Source organism: Streptomyces sp. PL-29 (genome assembly GCF_058344425.1).
Map to the genome: position 1 here is coordinate 3,166,538 of NZ_CP136996.1, position 15,963 is coordinate 3,182,500.

Annotated in this window: 11 protein-coding genes and 2 rRNA genes (1 of these 13 running past the window's edge); 7 read left to right on the top strand and 6 right to left on the bottom strand. The window is 68.8% G+C overall.

The genetic code is table 11. The features are described 5' to 3' along the window. Nucleotides 1-23 precede the first annotated feature (23 nt). Entirely contained in the window at nucleotides 24-878 is an 855-nt protein-coding gene (locus R4Z63_RS14450) for a pentapeptide repeat-containing protein (RefSeq protein ID WP_384450289.1), read from the top strand. 194 nt (nucleotides 879-1,072) lie between these two features. Here R4Z63_RS14450 and R4Z63_RS14455 read toward each other — a convergent pair whose 3' ends face one another. The 3 genes from R4Z63_RS14455 to R4Z63_RS14465 form a co-directional block, all read right to left on the bottom strand. Continuing rightward, a complete protein-coding gene (locus R4Z63_RS14455) occupies nucleotides 1,073-2,197 on the bottom strand; it encodes a CU044_5270 family protein (RefSeq protein WP_384450286.1) in 1,125 nt (374 codons plus the stop codon). Continuing rightward, on the bottom strand, nucleotides 2,197-2,826 hold the full coding sequence (locus R4Z63_RS14460; RefSeq protein WP_384450283.1) for an RNA polymerase sigma factor: 630 nt from the start codon (nucleotides 2,824-2,826) through the stop codon (nucleotides 2,197-2,199). The genes R4Z63_RS14455 and R4Z63_RS14460 overlap by 1 nt, the downstream gene beginning before the upstream one ends. Nucleotides 2,827-3,221: 395 nt before the next feature. Continuing rightward, complete coding sequence (locus tag R4Z63_RS14465) at nucleotides 3,222-4,397, bottom strand: alpha/beta fold hydrolase (RefSeq protein ID WP_384450280.1); 1,176 nt, start codon at nucleotides 4,395-4,397, stop codon at nucleotides 3,222-3,224. A gap of 571 nt (nucleotides 4,398-4,968) precedes the next feature. Here R4Z63_RS14465 and R4Z63_RS14470 point away from each other — a divergent pair. From R4Z63_RS14470 to R4Z63_RS14495, 6 genes are all read left to right on the top strand, one after another. After that, nucleotides 4,969-5,277 carry a DUF8827 family protein gene (locus R4Z63_RS14470; protein ID WP_008742356.1) on the top strand — a complete coding sequence of 103 codons (309 nt, stop codon included), beginning with the start codon at nucleotides 4,969-4,971 and terminating at the stop codon, nucleotides 5,275-5,277. Between the two features lie 103 nt (nucleotides 5,278-5,380). After that, complete coding sequence (locus R4Z63_RS14475; protein WP_384450277.1) at nucleotides 5,381-6,214, top strand: DUF8175 domain-containg protein; 834 nt, start codon at nucleotides 5,381-5,383, stop codon at nucleotides 6,212-6,214. Beyond that, nucleotides 6,204-7,532: a hypothetical protein gene (locus tag R4Z63_RS14480; RefSeq protein WP_384450274.1), complete on the top strand. Its 1,329-nt coding sequence runs from the start codon at nucleotides 6,204-6,206 to the stop codon at nucleotides 7,530-7,532. The genes R4Z63_RS14475 and R4Z63_RS14480 overlap by 11 nt, the downstream gene beginning before the upstream one ends. Beyond that, nucleotides 7,529-9,091: an SCO6880 family protein gene (locus R4Z63_RS14485; RefSeq protein ID WP_037924555.1), complete on the top strand. Its 1,563-nt coding sequence runs from the start codon at nucleotides 7,529-7,531 to the stop codon at nucleotides 9,089-9,091. The genes R4Z63_RS14480 and R4Z63_RS14485 overlap by 4 nt, the downstream gene beginning before the upstream one ends. 18 nt (nucleotides 9,092-9,109) lie before the next feature. Continuing rightward, the gene (locus R4Z63_RS14490; protein WP_037924553.1) at nucleotides 9,110-10,531 is read left to right on the top strand and encodes an ATP-binding protein; all 1,422 of its coding nucleotides are present in this window, start codon (nucleotides 9,110-9,112) and stop codon (nucleotides 10,529-10,531) included. 2 nt (nucleotides 10,532-10,533) lie between these two features. Further along, on the top strand, nucleotides 10,534-12,105 hold the full coding sequence (locus tag R4Z63_RS14495; RefSeq protein WP_384450271.1) for a P-loop NTPase family protein: 1,572 nt from the start codon (nucleotides 10,534-10,536) through the stop codon (nucleotides 12,103-12,105). On the opposite strand, the gene R4Z63_RS14500 is transcribed toward R4Z63_RS14495, so the two are convergent. The 3 genes from R4Z63_RS14500 to R4Z63_RS14510 all read right to left on the bottom strand — a co-directional run. Next, a complete protein-coding gene (locus R4Z63_RS14500; protein ID WP_384450268.1) occupies nucleotides 12,102-12,668 on the bottom strand; it encodes a GNAT family N-acetyltransferase in 567 nt (188 codons plus the stop codon). The two genes, R4Z63_RS14495 and R4Z63_RS14500, sit on opposite strands and share 4 nt — an antisense overlap. Before the next feature lie 182 nt (nucleotides 12,669-12,850). Next, nucleotides 12,851-12,967: ribosomal RNA gene (gene rrf, locus R4Z63_RS14505) — 5S ribosomal RNA — on the bottom strand. Nucleotides 12,968-13,046: 79 nt separating this feature from the next. After that, nucleotides 13,047-15,963: ribosomal RNA gene (locus tag R4Z63_RS14510) — 23S ribosomal RNA — on the bottom strand (it continues 201 nt past the right edge of the window).

Here is a 15,963-nt window from a genome sequence, read left to right on the forward strand (position 1 = left end):
GTGGACCGGGCGACAATGAAGGCGTGTCCACGACCCCGCCCAGACCGCCCGGCCCGCCCCATCCGCCCGGCCCGCCCAGCCTGCCGCTCCTGCAAGCCGACTGCGCGAACTGCTTCGCGCTCTGCTGCGTCGCCCTGCCGTTCGCCAGGTCCAACGACTTCGCCGTGAACAAGCCCGCCGGAACCCCTTGCAAGAACCTCCGGCAGGACTTCCGCTGCGGCATCCACACCCGGCTGCGCGACCAGGGCTTCCAGGGCTGCACCGTCTTCGACTGCTTCGGCGCGGGCCAGCAGACCTCCCAGGTCACCTTCGGCGGCCGCGACTGGCGCACCCATCCGGGGGTCCGGAGCGAGATGTTCGAGGTGTTCCCGGTGATGCGGCAACTGCACGAACTGCTCTTCTACGTGGACCAGGCCCTGGGTCTCCCCGACGCGGCCCCGGTCCATCCCGGCCTGCGCCGCGTGCTCGCCGAGACGGAGCAGTGGACCCGCGCCGACGCCGAGGCCCTCGTCACCCTGGACGTCGCAGCCCTGCGCGGCCGGGTCAACACCCTGCTGCTCGAAACCAGTGCACTGGTGCGGGCCACGGTGCCGGGCCGCAAGAAGAACCATCGCGGCGCCGACCTCATGGGCGCACGCCTCTCCGGCGCCGACCTCCGCGGGGCGAACCTCCGCGGCGCCTACCTGATCGCCGCCGACCTCTCCCGCGCCGACCTCCGCACGGCCGACCTGATCGGTGCCGACCTGCGCGACGCGAACCTGCGCGGCGCGGACCTGCGCGGAGCCGTCTTCCTCACCCAGCCCCAGTTGAACGCGGCCCAGGGCGACGCGCAGACCCGCATCCCCACCACCCTGGCCCGCCCCGCCCACTGGACCTGACCGGGCAGCCCGCCCCGGCCCCGCAGGCCCCCGTACCGGCCCGCCGGCTTCCGAGACGCGGGGCGGGGGCGGGGCGGGCGGAGCCGGGACCTCGGTGCCCACCTCCGCGACGGCGCCACACGCGGCAGGCGGCGGCAGGCGGCAGGCGGCACGGCAGACGCCGGGATCCGCCGAGCCCGCGGCAGGCGACGGGTTCAACCGGCCGAAGGCGGCATCTCCTTCATGCGGTCGACGACACCCCGCGTCATCACGGCAGTGGTGAACACCACCGTGCCCTCCTTGATCAGCCCGTCCTCGCCCGAACTGCCCCGCACCTGGACGACCCGCTCGCCGAGATACTCCAGCGTCTCCCGGTCGAAGATCCACTCCTCCCGCTGCCCGCTCTCCTCGTCGAGCCGGGCGACGGCGATACCGTGTCGGCCCTGGGCGTCGACCGCGTCGTCCACGGTCACCACGCCGGGGATCTTCGCCGCGGTCCGGTAGAGCGCGGCCGTGAGCTCGGCCGGCGGATAGCTGCCCCGCAGCAGGTCGCCGATCGTGGTGAAGGCCTGCTGATCGGGTCCGCGCCCCTTGCCACGCGTCTCCTCGTAGATCTTCTTCAGCAGCACGTCGGGGTCGGTGGGCAGCCCGGCGAGGTAGTCGTGGCTGGGCGCGTTGAGGTTCGGCTGCATGGGCCGGCCCCCCTCCTTCGGCCAATCCAGCGTCATGCCCTGCGCAGGAGTGGCTCCGGGCTCGATCAGCCAGCCCTTGAGACCGTCGGGGGAGTTCCACGTGTGCCGCAGGTGCAGTTCTTCACTGACGAGGCTGCTCTTGTCGTCGACGACCCGGACGTAGGTGTTGGCCGTCTTGACGCCGACATAGACGAACTGGTCTGGGCGCACCTTCACCCCGGGGCCTGCGGAGGCGGCCGCGAGGGAGATCCGGTCCAGGAGCTGCGCCGTCCCCTTCGCGTCGGCGGCTCCGATGCGGGTGGTCATCGCCGGACCCGTGGCGATCGTGGAGCCCGTTCCGTCCGCCGCGCCCCGGTCCACGTAGGTGAGGAAGCCCGCGGCGAGTGCTCCGGCCAGGGCGAAGGCCGCAGCGGGCACGAGGAACGACCGCCGCAGGAAGGGATTGCGCCTCGCCCTGCGGTCGGGGTCGACAGCTCCGGTGGCGGGCTCGCCCGGGTCGGCGGCTCGGAGGTCTTCGTGGATCTGGGCCATCAGTCGCTCCTTGTGGAACTGGTGGCGGCCCGCGGGGAGTTCCCGGTCGACGAACGACAGGGGGAGGGAACTCCCCTCCCGGCCGGCCGGGTGGGGCCCGGAAAGGTCGGCGTTCATCAGATTCCCTCCTGTGCGGACCGGACCGGCTTCGCGCGGTCGTCATATGTCTGTCGGGACCGAGCCGCGAGTTCCCGGCTGTTCTTCTTCATTTCCGCGTCGGCGAGTTTGCGCAGCTTCGTACGGGCCCGCGACAGCCGCGAGCGGACGGTTCCCACCGGAATACCGAGGGCCCGTGCAGCCTCGGCGTACTCAAGGCCCTCGCACAGGCACAGCAGGAGGACCTCTCGCTCCGGTCCGCGCAACGCACCCAGCTGCGCCAGCGTTGCCGCGATCTGCTGCCGGTCGTCCAGTCGGCCGGCCACCTCCTCGGCGTGGTCGGGCACGACCGCCGCCGCCGCCGCTGCCGCCGCGGCGGCAGCGGCGGCGGCCCTGAAGCGGCGATTGCTGCGGCAGTGGTTGCGGGCCAGGTTCGTGGTGATCCCCAGGAGCCAGGGCCGGAGGGATCCGCCCTCCGGATCGACCGTGCCGCGCAGCCGCCACGCCTCCATGAAGGCCGCCGACATGACGTCCTCCGCGACAGCCCAGTCCCCCGTCATCCGGAAGGCATGGTTGTAGAGGGTGCGGGAGTAGCTGTCGAACAACTCCGCATAGGCGTCCGGATCCCCGGACCGCACCCGAGTTCGCATCTCTGTGGTCACTCCTGTCGGCTGTCCGGCACCCACGACCGAGTTCCCGTGACCCGCGTCACAGCCACCGCACAGCCCACGAACACCCTACGAACCCCACCCCCCCCCCAGAAACGCCGCCCCGGCGGGCGACGCACCCGTACCGCCCACCCCTGACGCCTCGACACCGCCCGCCCGGCGCACGCCCGACCGGCCTCGGGACCGGCGTCCGGACGACGCAGCGGACAGGGGCGCCGCCCGGTAATCCGGTCTCCGGCGATCACTCTCCCGACAGCACCACCGGCCAACCGCCCGGACTCCACCCGGACCGCGAAACCGCCGCCCCGGCAGCCCGACACCGGCCGCCCCGCCCGACCGGCGGTCGGGCCGGCCTCGCCGACCCTCCCGACGAGCGATCAGACAGCGGCCCCCTGGCCGCCGGCCACCCGCGCCAGAAAGCCCCGCACCGCGGCGAAGTACCCCTCCGGATCCCCCTCCCGCACCGCGTGTCCCGTCGGCAGTTCCACCAGCCGCACCCCCGCCCTCCGTACCGTCATCTCCCGCGCGTGCTCCGCCGACAGCACACCGCTCCGGTCCCCCCGCACCAGGAGCGTCGGGCTCTCCACCCGCAGCCAGTCCTCCCAGTGGTCGCCGTTCAGCGCCTGCTGCGACGCCACCATGTCCTCCACCTCGAACGCGGTGCCCCACCCGTCCGGATGCTCCCGCAGCGCCCCCTCCAGATGCGGCGCCGCGCTCCCCACCCCGGCCAGGAACCCGGCGCGGGTCGCGGCCCGCCGCGGCCAGGCGCGCGCGAACGACAGGTCGCCGTCGACCACCGCCCCGATGTCCTCGACGATCACCGCCCGCACGAGATCGGGCCGCCGCGCGGCCAGCTGGTAGGCGTTGACCCCGCCCAGCGAATGCCCCAGTACCACCGCCGGCCCCAAGCCCACGTGCTCCAGCAGCGCGGCCGCGTCCGCGACGTACCCGTCCCGCGTGTACTCCCCCGCCCGGTCGGAATCCCCGTGCCCGCGCTGGTCCGGCGCGATCACCCGCCACGCCGGGCCCACCTCCCCGGCCAGCCGCTCGAATCCGGTTCCCGCCCCGAAGTGCCCGTGCAGCGCCAGCAGCGGCACGCCCGGCCCCCCGAAGTCCGTGTAGGCCAGGCGCCGCCCGTCCCCAGTCACCATCACCCCCGGCAGCGGTCCCAGCTTGTCGATCACCCGCTGCCGCAGCAGCTGGTACTCCTCCCAGCGCCGGCTCAGCCGCCCGCCCGGCCGTTTCACCACCCGTCCGGGCGTGACCGTCTCACCCCGCCGGAACTGGTCCCTCGTCAGGTCGACGCGGATGCCTCCGGGCAGCAGGTTCCACCAGTGGTAGCCCTCCTGCCGGCCCTCGTGGAATACCTCGCCCAGCACCAGGTCACCACCCACGAGGTCCTGCACGACCAGAGCGGTGATGTCACACTGCCCCCAGGCCGGATTCTCCGAAGTCCACGGCACCCGGCTGATGTCGGTCGGCTCGGTGGTGTCGGCGGACCATCCCGCCCTGATGGCCGCCTCGAGATCCGCAAGAGTCCAGGTAGTCGTCATCCCTCCAGCCTGCCGCAGCCCACTGACAACGCCGCGGCCCCGGCGGTTCGGGAGACGGGTGCCCGCGGCACCGCCCGGGTGTGCGGTTCGGCGACGGCGGACACGAGGTCTCGACCACGGCCCCGGCAGGGGTGACCACCTCCGCACCGCCCCGCACACGGAACCCATCCGCCGCTCCCCACGTCGTACCACCTGACGACGTGGAGCTTCGCCCGCAACCCCGGGCCCGGCCGGATGGCTGACGGAATGTCGGACATATGTCAGCGGGTCGGCCCAACGACACGCGGCCCCGCTGCTCCGAACGGCGGCCCCTGACCCCGCCCCCCGTATGCCGAGAGGACAATCATTGCCCGGCGTCACCCCCCGTGATACACAGAGTGACCGCACGTTCTTGCGTACGGACGGCAGCCCGACCCAGGTCAGAGCGCGGAACCCGGTCGCGGGCCGCGAGATCGGGTAAAGAGAGCCGACAAGTCGACGACGACGGCGGTTTCATCAGCGAAGATAGTGCGTGACCCCTGCCGTCGGGCAGCGGGCATCCGGAACTACCCATACAGGGGCGGTGAGTTACATGATCCTGGCAGCCGAAAAGGGCGACATCACCACCATCATCGGCGGAATCGCCCCGAACTGGGGGCCGTTCGGCAGTCTCGGCAACGAAGCGAAGGTCATGATCGAGGTGGTCATGGCCGTGGCGATCCTCCTCTGCCTCGGCATCGCCATCTGGGGCGCCGCCAAACAGCGCATCGGCGCGACCGCCCTGCGCGACACGTTCAGCGCGGAACAGGGCAAGGGCCTGATCGTGGCCGGCCTCACGGGCGTGTTCATCATCGGCTCCCTCGGCACGCTCTTCACGATCGTCTACGGAATGGCCGTCTGACCCGACCGACCAGCGGTGGCCCCGACCTGATGAGGACTCACCGCACCGCATCCACGCGGGAACCAGCGCTACCGTCGTACGACGCGGAGGGGGCGGAAACCCAATGAGCAACGACGACCGGTACGGCGGCGCGGCCGGCCACGGCGAGATCGGCGGCACGGGCCAGACCCGCACCCGCCTCCCCGAAGCCCCCGCCGACCCCTACGGCCCCGCCCGCCGCACCTCCCGCGCCCCCCGCAGCCTGGTCACCGTGGTCGGCGTGGTGGTCCTCCTCGTCGCCGCCATCGCCTTCGCCAACCAGACCCCCGACACCGCCGACGACCGCCCCTCCGACGACGCCCCGGCCGCCGCCTCCACCGCCGCCACGGGCACGGACCCGGTCACCGGCAAGACCGCGGGCATCCCGAAGGGCTTCGCCCACGACGAACAGGGCGCCCAGTCGGCGGCCGCCAACTACGCCGTCGCCCTGGGCTCCGACGGAATGTTCCGGAAGGCCACCCGCCACGCCCTCGTCGACAGCATCTACGCACCCGACGTAGCGTCCAGAATGAAGGGCCCGCAGGACGAGGCCTACTCGGCGGCCTTCCTCGCCAGGCTCGGCCTCGACGCGAACGGAAATGCCCCCCAGGGCAGCACCTTCGTCACCCGCACCGTCCCAATCGGCACCAGGGTGGAGAGCTACACGCCGACCGCCGCCAAGGTCTCCGTCTGGTACACCGGCCTGATCGGCATGTCCGGCACCAAGTCCACCGACCCGGTCCGGACCCTCTGGAAGACCTGGACCTTCGAGCTGAGTTGGGCCGGCGACGACTGGAAGGTCGTCGACGACACCCAACAGGACGGACCCGCCCCGGTTCCCGGCGATGTCCCTGTGTCGACGTCCGACGACATGAGCAAGGCCATCAAGGAATTCGGGGGATTCACCTATGCCCGCTAGCCACCGGCTGCCGACCCGACTGGGCGTGATCGCCTCCGCCCACGTCGCCCTCGCCGCCCTGGCGACCCGCGCCCATGCCGCGCCCGCCGCCCCCGATCCGACCGCACCCGCCGCCACACCGCAGGCCACCAACGACCCCTGCGCCCTCCTCGACGGCCCCTCCAAGCAGTACTGCGAGAACGGTACGGGCGCATCCGGCGGCACCTCCGGGACCGGACTGGCCCCCAGCGACGGCGGTGACGCCCTCAACCCCCTCGCCTCCCTCGCCAAGGGCTGCGCCGACGCCGCCGCCTGGATCGTCACCAAACTCAGCGAAGCGGTCAACGGCAGCGCCAACGTCGACTTCACCAACGCCGCCTTCCTCAAGCAGTACGCCGTCGTCTTCGCCGCCTCCACCATCCTCACGCTCGTCCTGTGGCTCTTCGCCGTCGCCAAGCGTGCCGTCCGCGGCGTCCCCCTCACCACCGCCCTCTCCGAGGCCATCGGCTTCCTCTGGCTCACCGTCCTGGCCTCCGCCTTCACCCCCCTGATCCTCTACACCGTCGTCTCCGCCACCGACGGCGTCACCGAGGTCATCGCCTCCGCCACCGGCGGCCAGACCGACGTCTTCTTCGGCTCCTTCTCCGAGGCCCTCAAGAAGGGCAACGACATCGGCGGCGGCCCGATCATGCTGATCGTCGTCTCCCTCGTCACCGTCCTCGCCGCCGGCATCCTCTTCCTCGAACTCTTCATCCGCGCAGCCCTCCTCTACGTCGGCGCCCTCCTCGGCGTCGTCGTCTACTCGGGACTCGTCGACCGCAACCTCTGGGGCCACGTCCGCCGCTGGGCCGGCATCATGATCGCCGTCATCCTCGTGAAGCCGGTCATCGTCATCGTCCTCGGCCTCGCCGGCGCCCTCACCGGGGAACAGGGCCCGAACGCCTTCTCCGCCGTCGTCACCGGCCTCTCCATCATCCTGCTGGCGATCTTCGCCTCCGCGATGATCTACCGCTTCGTCCCCGGCTTCGGCGACGAGATCGCCTCCGCCCGCTCGAACCGCAGCAAGGCCACCGACGGCGCCCAGGCCGCCGCCGTCATCAGCTCCCCGGCCTCCCTCGTCTCCCAGGGCATCAAGACCCACAGCAGCCGCGGCGCACACCGCGGAGGCGAAGGCGGCGGCAGCGCGCCCCGCCCCGCCAACCCCCTCTCCGGAGGCGTGGCCGCCCACAGCAGCCGCCCCACCACCGGCGGCGGGGGCGGCGGCGGATCTGTCCCCTCCGCCGCACCCCCGCCCCGCACGAGCTCGAGCACGAGGAACACAGGAGGTGACGGGCGTTGACGACCCAGTCCCACCAGCTGCACCCGGTCGCGCCCCGCCGCACGTATCTCATCGGCCGCGCCCGGCCGAACGCGATCGTCGGCAAGAACCGCGAGACCGGCGAGATCGCCCTCATCATCACGGGGGCGTTCTTCGGCATGATGAGCGGACTGCTCGTCCCCGACCTCACCCTGCGCATCGTCAGCCTCGTCGGCTTCCCCGCGCTCGCGCTCGCCGCCGTGTACGTCCCGTACAAGGGCCGCACCTTCTACCGCTGGTTCGAGATCAGCCGCAGCTACAAGCGCACCCTCCGCCGCGGCACCACCTACCGATCCGGCGCCATGGAAGCCGGCGTCCGCGCCGCCGACGGCCGTGAGGTCGAGGTCGGCCCGCCCCCCGGCATCGGCCGCATCAACTGGCTCGCCGCCCCCTTCGGCCCCGACGAGATCGCCGTGCTCCTGCACGCCGACCGCCGCACCGTCACCGCCGCCATCGAGATCGAGGGCCCCGGCGTCGGCCTGCGCGACAGCGAGGACCAGGAAGCTCTCGTCGACCGCTTCGGCACCCTCCTCAAGCACGTGGCCAACGGCGACGGCTTCGTCACCCGCCTCCAGATGCTCGCCCGCACCCTGCCCGCCGACCCCGACGCCCACGCCAAGGACGTCGCCCAGCGCGGCGACACCCAGGCCCCCGTCTGGCTGCGCGACTCCTACGACCAACTCCAGTCGATGGTGTCCACCTCCTCCGAGCAGCACCGCGCCTACCTCGTCGCCTGCATGCACTACACCCGCGACCTGGCTGCCGAAGCCGTCACCATCGCCCGCGCCGCCACCCCCCGCAAGGGCCGCAAGCTCGACCGGGACGCCGGCCTCGCCATCGTCATGGCCCGCGAGCTCACCGACATCTGCGCCCGCCTCGCCGAGGCCGACATCCGCGTCCGCCAGCCCCTCGGCCAGGGCCGCCTCGCCTCCCTCGTGCACTCCATGTACGACCCCGACCACCCCATCGACCACATCCAGGCCATGACCAAGCGCAACGCCTGGCCGGCCGAACTCGACGCGGTGGAACCCACCTACCTCCAGGCCAAGACCCGTGAGTCCTCCACCCGCGCCCCCTGGTGCCACGCCACCGCCTGGGTCAAGGAATGGCCCATGACCCCCGTCGGCGTGAACTTCCTCGCCCCGCTCCTCGTCCACACCCCCGACGTCATCCGCACCGTCGCCGTCACCATGGACCTGGAACCCACCGAGGTGGCCATCGAGCGCATGCTCACCGAGAAGACCAACGACGAGGCCGACGCCTCCCGCGCCGCCAAGATGAACCGCACCGTCGACCCCCGCGACATCGCCGCACACGGTCGACTCGACCAGAGGGGTGAAGATCTCGCCAGCGGCGCTGCCGGAGTCAACCTGGTCGGGTACATCACGGTGTCCTCGCGTTCACCGGAGGCCCTCGCCCGCGACAAGCGCACCATCCGCGCCTCGGCCGGCAAGTCCTACCTAAAGCTGGAGTGGTGCGACCGCGAGCACCACCGCGCCTTCGTCAACACCCTGCCGTTCGCCACCGGCATCCGACGCTAGCTGGAGGGAAAGCCGCCCATGCGAGATCCCATGACAGCGCTGACGGACGCCTTCACCAGCTTCCTCTTCGGCAAAGTCGAAACCACGCGCCTGCCCGTACGCACCTCCACCGGGCAGGCGCAAGCCGTCTACCTGCCCACCGCGGCCCCCGGCCTCGGCGACTCCGGCGTCATCATCGGCCGCGAGGTCTACAGCGGCAAGGGCTACATCTACGACCCCTTCCAGCTATACGGCCAGCAGCTCCCGGCCCCCCACTGGCTGGTCCTCGGCGAATCCGGCAACGGCAAGTCGGCCCTGGAGAAGACCTACGTCCTGCGCCAGCTCCGCTTCAAGGACCGGCAGGTCGTCGTCCTCGACGCCCAGGGCGAGGACGGCGTCGGCGAATGGAACCTGATCGCCCAGCAGCTGGGAATAACCCCCATCCGCCTGGACCCGATCGCCGCCAACGACTCCGGGATCCGCCTCAACCCCCTCGACCCGGCCATCACCACGACCGGCCAGCTCGCGCTGCTCCGCACCATCATCGAAGTGGCCATGGGCCACGGCCTCGACGAACGCGCCGGCTTCGCCCTCAAGGTCGCCCACGCCCACGTCGTCGACAGCATCCGGGACCGCCAGCCCGTCCTGACCGACATCGTGGAACAACTGCGCCACCCCGAGGCCGAGTCCGCGCTCGCCATGAATGTCGACATAGACGATGTCCGGGCCTGGGGCCTCGACGTGGCACTCGTCCTCGACCGCCTGGTCGACGGCGACCTGCGCGGCATGTTCGATGGCCCCACGACCGTCGGTATCGACCTCGACGCGCCACTGATCGTCTTCGACCTCTCCCACATCGACCGCAACTCCATCGCCATGCCCATTCTCATGGCGATCGTCGGCGTGTGGCTGGAGCACACCTGGATCCGGCCTGACCGCAAGAAGCGCATCTTCCTCGTCGAGGAGGCCTGGCACATCATCAACAGCCCCTTCGTCGCGCAGCTGTTCCAGCGCCTCCTGAAGTTCGGCCGCCGCCTCGGCCTCTCCTTCGTCGCCGTCGTCCACCACCTCTCCGACGTCGTCGACGGCGCCGCCGCCCGTGAGGCCGCGGCCATCCTCAAGATGGCCTCCACCCGCACCATCTACGCTCAGAAAGCCGACGAGGCCCGCGCCACGGGCCGCGTACTGGGCTTGCCCCGCTGGGCCGTCGAGATCATCCCGACCCTCACGCCCGGCATCGCCGTCTGGGACGTCAACGGCAACGTCCAGGTCGTCAAACACCTGATCACCGAAGCCGAACGCCCCCTGGTCTTCACCGACCGCGCCATGACCGAGTCCTCCGCCTCGGCCGGCCTCCCCGCCGACCTCCTCGCCGCCGAGCTGGAAGCGGAGGAACGCGCCCTGTCCATCGAACGCAGCCGCGGCAGCGGCAGCCCCGGATCCGCGACCACGGTGGCCTGACCATGCACGACGCACGACGTACGGATCCCTCCACCCGCGGCGGCGGGATCCCGGACGGCCTGCTGGTAGCCCTCCTGGCCTTCCTCCTCGGCCTGGCCGTCCTCGTCTGGACGGCCACCGGCCTGGCCGCCCTCTTCGCAAGAGGCTCCTGGCCCGACAGCGTCACCTTCACCCGGACCCCGGCGGCCGTCCGCGCCCTGACGGCGCAGCCTCACGACATCCCGGCGGCCTGGCCCGACACCGACCCCGCGGCCCTGTCCGGCTGGGGCCTGTTCTGGGGCCTGTTCGTCAGCCAGCTGCTGGTCCTCTTCGTCCTGACGGTGTTCGTGATCGGTGTGGTGGCCCGTACCAAAGCGCGCCGCGCTCGGGCCCGGCAGGCCGCCCGGCCCCCCGTACCGCACGAGCCGCCGTCCCTGCCCCCGCAGTCCAAAGAGGCGCCGGAGCCCGTCACCCTCCTGGCACCCGCGCCCGCGCAGCCGACGCCGGCCGCCTCCCGTCCCGCCGCCGCACCGTCCGCGGCGCCGGTCCCGGCAACAGCCCCTCCGGGCCCGCCGGCGACCCACGCCGGCCCGACCGACGAGGCCTACCGCTACGGCTTCGGCTACGCACCCCGGCCGGCACCCGCCCCCGTCGCCCCCGCCCCCGCCCCCGCCCCGCACGACAGCACGCACAAGATCGCCTACGGCGGTCCAGACGACCGGCTGCGCGCCGCGGCAGCCCGCATCGGCGAAACGGAGGGGGCCGCCCTGGTCGTGACCTCCTCCCCCGCCCTCTGGGCCGAGACCAAGGACGCCCGCGCCAAACTCGGCCCGGTCCTCCTCTACGACCCCTCCCACCTGTGCGACACCCCGGCCCGCATGCACTGGAATCCCGCCGAGGGATGCGCCGACCGCGACACCGCCGCCGCCCGCGCGGCCGCCCTGCTGGCCCCCGTACGCCCACAGGCCCGGATGGACACAGCCGTGGCCGACACCGCCGAAACGCTCCTGCGCAGCTGGCTCCAGGCGGCCGACCTCGACGACCGGCCGTTCAAACAACTCCACCGCTGGGCCCAGGGCACCAGCGCCCAGGACCCCGTACGCATCCTGCGCACCCACCCCCAGGCCGCGGCCGGCGCAGCCGGAGAACTGGAGAGCGCCCTCACCGCGCACCCGGAACGCCGGGAGCTCGCACTGAACCTGACGGCTCGTGCCCTCTCCTGCCTGACCTCCATCCACATCCGGGAGGTCTGCAACAAGAACCGAACGGATTCGCTCACTCTGGCTTCGTTCCTGGCCGAAGGGGGAACCCTGTATGTGGTGGGTGAAGCTCTGGAGGACCCTCGCACCCACCCGGGTGCGATGCCGTTGCTGACCGCACTCGCCTCTCACGTGGTCGAGCACGGCCGCCGCATGGCCGCACGGTCATCCCACGGTCGGCTCGACCCACCACTCTCCCTCGTGCTGGACGACGTGGCGGCCGTGGCCCCGATCCCCCGGCTCCCCGAGCTGCTGACCGGCGACACGCTCCCCGTCCTCGCCCTGTGCCGCAGCCGCGAGCAGGCCCGCTCCCGTTGGCCCGGAGCCGAGTTCTAAGCAGTGGCGGGCCGCCGGATCACGTACTCCAGTTCCTTGGCAGCCGGGTTCCCGGGCACGGGCAGCACGGTCCCCGTCGCCTCGAAACCGTACTTCCGGTAGAAGGCGCCGGCCCGCGCGTTGTCCTCGTGCACGAAGAGCCGTACGTGTTCCAACGCCGGCTCCTGCAGCCCCCAGGCCCACTCCAGCGCGGCCGCGAACAGGGCCTCGGTGAGTCCGGTCCCCCGCTGCTCGGCCCGTACAAACACACCCACGATGTGTCCCTGCGTCCGTTCGACGGACTGGTCGAAGAAGTCGACGGTCCCGCCCTCCTCGACGAGCACGGACACCGTACCCACCCACCGCCCGTCGGCGGCTTCCGCGACGAACTGCCGGGCCACCCGCCCGTGCGACGCCCCCTCGGCCCGCCTCTGCCAGAACTCGTCGGGGTGCCCCTCGGCCTGCTCCACCGTCTCCAGGAAGGCCACCGGTGCCACCGGGTCCTTGAGCCCGGCGATCCTCAGCTCCTTGACCTTCTCCCAGTCGTCGACCCGCACCGGGCGTATCACGTGCTGTTCGTCCATGGGCGGAGAGCCTAACGACCCGGCCTCCGGACTTCACCCGTGATTCCGCTCGGCAGCGCCATCATCGAGCAGCGCTCCGTCCGGCCCTCGCCACGCCTCGACCTGAGGTTGCGAAAAGGCTCACTGTTGGTGAACGCGGAAAAGCCCCGTACCAGAAGGTACGGGGCTTCCCCACAAAAATTGTTCGGCGGCGTCCTACTCTCCCACAGGGTCCCCCCTGCAGTACCATCGGCGCTGAAAGGCTTAGCTTCCGGGTTCGGAATGTAACCGGGCGTTTCCCTAACGCTATGACCACCGAAACACTATGAAATTTAGAACGCTGGCATGTAATCACAGCCGTTCGTTATTTCAGAACTAACACAGTGGACGCGAGCAACTGAGGACAAGCCCTCGGCCTATTAGTACCAGTCAGCTCCACCCGTTACCGGGCTTCCACATCTGGCCTATCAACCCAGTCGTCTACTGGGAGCCTTACCCTCTCAAGGAGGTGGGAATACTCATCTTGAAGCAGGCTTCCCGCTTAGATGCTTTCAGCGGTTATCCCTCCCGAACGTAGCCAACCAGCCATGCCCTTGGCAGGACAACTGGCACACCAGAGGTTCGTCCGTCCCGGTCCTCTCGTACTAGGGACAGCCCTTCTCAATATTCCTACGCGCACAGCGGATAGGGACCGAACTGTCTCACGACGTTCTAAACCCAGCTCGCGTACCGCTTTAATGGGCGAACAGCCCAACCCTTGGGACCGACTCCAGCCCCAGGATGCGACGAGCCGACATCGAGGTGCCAAACCATCCCGTCGATATGGACTCTTGGGGAAGATCAGCCTGTTATCCCCGGGGTACCTTTTATCCGTTGAGCGACGGCGCTTCCACAAGCCACCGCCGGATCACTAGTCCCGACTTTCGTCCCTGCTCGACCCGTCGGTCTCACAGTCAAGCTCCCTTGTGCACTTACACTCAACACCTGATTGCCAACCAGGCTGAGGGAACCTTTGGGCGCCTCCGTTACCCTTTGGGAGGCAACCGCCCCAGTTAAACTACCCATCAGACACTGTCCCTGATCCGGATCACGGACCGAGGTTAGACATCCAGCACGACCAGAGTGGTATTTCAACGGCGACTCCACACCAACTGGCGTTGATGCTTCAAAGTCTCCCACCTATCCTACACAAGCCGAACCGAACACCAATATCAAACTGTAGTAAAGGTCCCGGGTCTTTCCGTCCTGCTGCGCGAAACGAGCATCTTTACTCGTAGTGCAATTTCACCGGGCCTATGGTTGAGACAGTCGAGAAGTCGTTACGCCATTCGTGCAGGTCGGAACTTACCCGACAAGGAATTTCGCTACCTTAGGATGGTTATAGTTACCACCGCCGTTTACTGGCGCTTAAGTTCTCAGCTTCGCAACCCCGAAAGGTCACTAACCGGTCCCCTTAACGTTCCAGCACCGGGCAGGCGTCAGTCCGTATACATCGCCTTACGGCTTCGCACGGACCTGTGTTTTTAGTAAACAGTCGCTTCTCGCTGGTCTCTGCGGCCACCCCCAGCTCAGAGTGCAAGACTCATCACCAGGAATGGCCCCCCTTCTCCCGAAGTTACGGGGGCATTTTGCCGAGTTCCTTAACCATAGTTCACCCGAACGCCTCGGTATTCTCTACCTGACCACCTGAGTCGGTTTAGGGTACGGGCCGCCATGAAACTCGCTAGAGGCTTTTCTCGACAGCATAGGATCATCCACTTCGCCACAATCGGCTCGGCATCAGGTCTCAACCTTCATGAGGGACGGATTTACCTACCCCTCGGCCTACACCCTTACCCCGGGACAACCACCGCCCGGGCTGGACTACCTTCCTGCGTCACCCCATCGCTTACCTACTACAAGTCTGGTTCGTCGGCTCCACCACTTTCCATTCCCCGAAGGGTCCGGAACGGCTTCACGGACTTAGCATCGCCTGATTCGATATTGGGCGTTTCAAAGCGGGTACCGGAATATCAACCGGTTGTCCATCGACTACGCCTGTCGGCCTCGCCTTAGGTCCCGACTTACCCTGGGCAGATCAGCTTGACCCAGGAACCCTTAGTCAATCGGCGCACACGTTTCTCACGTGTGTATCGCTACTCATGCCTGCATTCTCACTCGTGAACCGTCCACAACTAGCTTCCGCTGCTGCTTCACCCGGCACACGACGCTCCCCTACCCATCACAGCCTCCGTTGGGAGTATTGCTGCAATGACACGACTTCGGCGGTACGCTTGAGCCCCGCTACATTGTCGGCGCGGAATCACTTGACCAGTGAGCTATTACGCACTCTTTCAAGGGTGGCTGCTTCTAAGCCAACCTCCTGGTTGTCTCTGCGACTCCACATCCTTTCCCACTTAGCGTACGCTTAGGGGCCTTAGTCGATGCTCTGGGCTGTTTCCCTCTCGACCATGGAGCTTATCCCCCACAGTCTCACTGCCGTGCTCTCACTTACCGGCATTCGGAGTTTGGCTAAGGTCAGTAACCCGGTAGGGCCCATCGCCTATCCAGTGCTCTACCTCCGGCAAGAAACACACGACGCTGCACCTAAATGCATTTCGGGGAGAACCAGCTATCACGGAGTTTGATTGGCCTTTCACCCCTAACCACAGGTCATCCCCCAGGTTTTCAACCCTGGTGGGTTCGGTCCTCCACGAAGTCTTACCTCCGCTTCAACCTGCCCATGGCTAGATCACTCCGCTTCGGGTCTAGAGCGTGCAACTCAAACGCCCTATTCGGACTCGCTTTCGCTACGGCTTCCCCACACGGGTTAACCTCGCTACACACCGCTAACTCGCAGGCTCATTCTTCAAAAGGCACGCAGTCACGAGATACAGCAAGCTGCATCCGACGCTCCCACGGCTTGTAGGCACACGGTTTCAGGTACTATTTCACTCCGCTCCCGCGGTACTTTTCACCATTCCCTCACGGTACTATCCGCTATCGGTCACCAGGGAATATTTAGGCTTAGCGGGTGGTCCCGCCAGATTCACACGGGATTTCTCGGGCCCCGTGCTACTTGGGAGATGAGCAAGCAAGCCGTACAGATTTCAGCTACGGGGGTCTTACCCTCTACGCCGGACCTTTCGCATGTCCTTCGCCTATCCATACGGTTTCTGACTCGCCCAGCCGCCGGCAGACGACTGAAGCTCATTCCCACAACCCCACATGCGCAACCCCTGCCGGGTATCACACGCATACGGTTTGGCCTCATCCGGTTTCGCTCGCCACTACTCCCGGAATCACGGTTGTTTTCTCTTCCTGAGGGTACTGAGAT

Coding starts and splice junctions, on each gene's coding strand:
- R4Z63_RS14470 (WP_008742356.1), top strand. CDS start 4,969: ATGATCCTGGCAGCCGAAAAGGGCGACATCACCACCATCATCGGCGGA.
- R4Z63_RS14475 (WP_384450277.1), top strand. CDS start 5,381: ATGAGCAACGACGACCGGTACGGCGGCGCGGCCGGCCACGGCGAGATC.
- R4Z63_RS14460 (WP_384450283.1), bottom strand. CDS start 2,826: ATGCGAACTCGGGTGCGGTCCGGGGATCCGGACGCCTATGCGGAGTTG.
- R4Z63_RS14455 (WP_384450286.1), bottom strand. CDS start 2,197: ATGAACGCCGACCTTTCCGGGCCCCACCCGGCCGGCCGGGAGGGGAGT.
- R4Z63_RS14465 (WP_384450280.1), bottom strand. CDS start 4,397: ATGACGACTACCTGGACTCTTGCGGATCTCGAGGCGGCCATCAGGGCG.
- R4Z63_RS14490 (WP_037924553.1), top strand. CDS start 9,110: ATGCGAGATCCCATGACAGCGCTGACGGACGCCTTCACCAGCTTCCTC.
- R4Z63_RS14495 (WP_384450271.1), top strand. CDS start 10,534: ATGCACGACGCACGACGTACGGATCCCTCCACCCGCGGCGGCGGGATC.
- R4Z63_RS14480 (WP_384450274.1), top strand. CDS start 6,204: ATGCCCGCTAGCCACCGGCTGCCGACCCGACTGGGCGTGATCGCCTCC.
- R4Z63_RS14500 (WP_384450268.1), bottom strand. CDS start 12,668: ATGGACGAACAGCACGTGATACGCCCGGTGCGGGTCGACGACTGGGAG.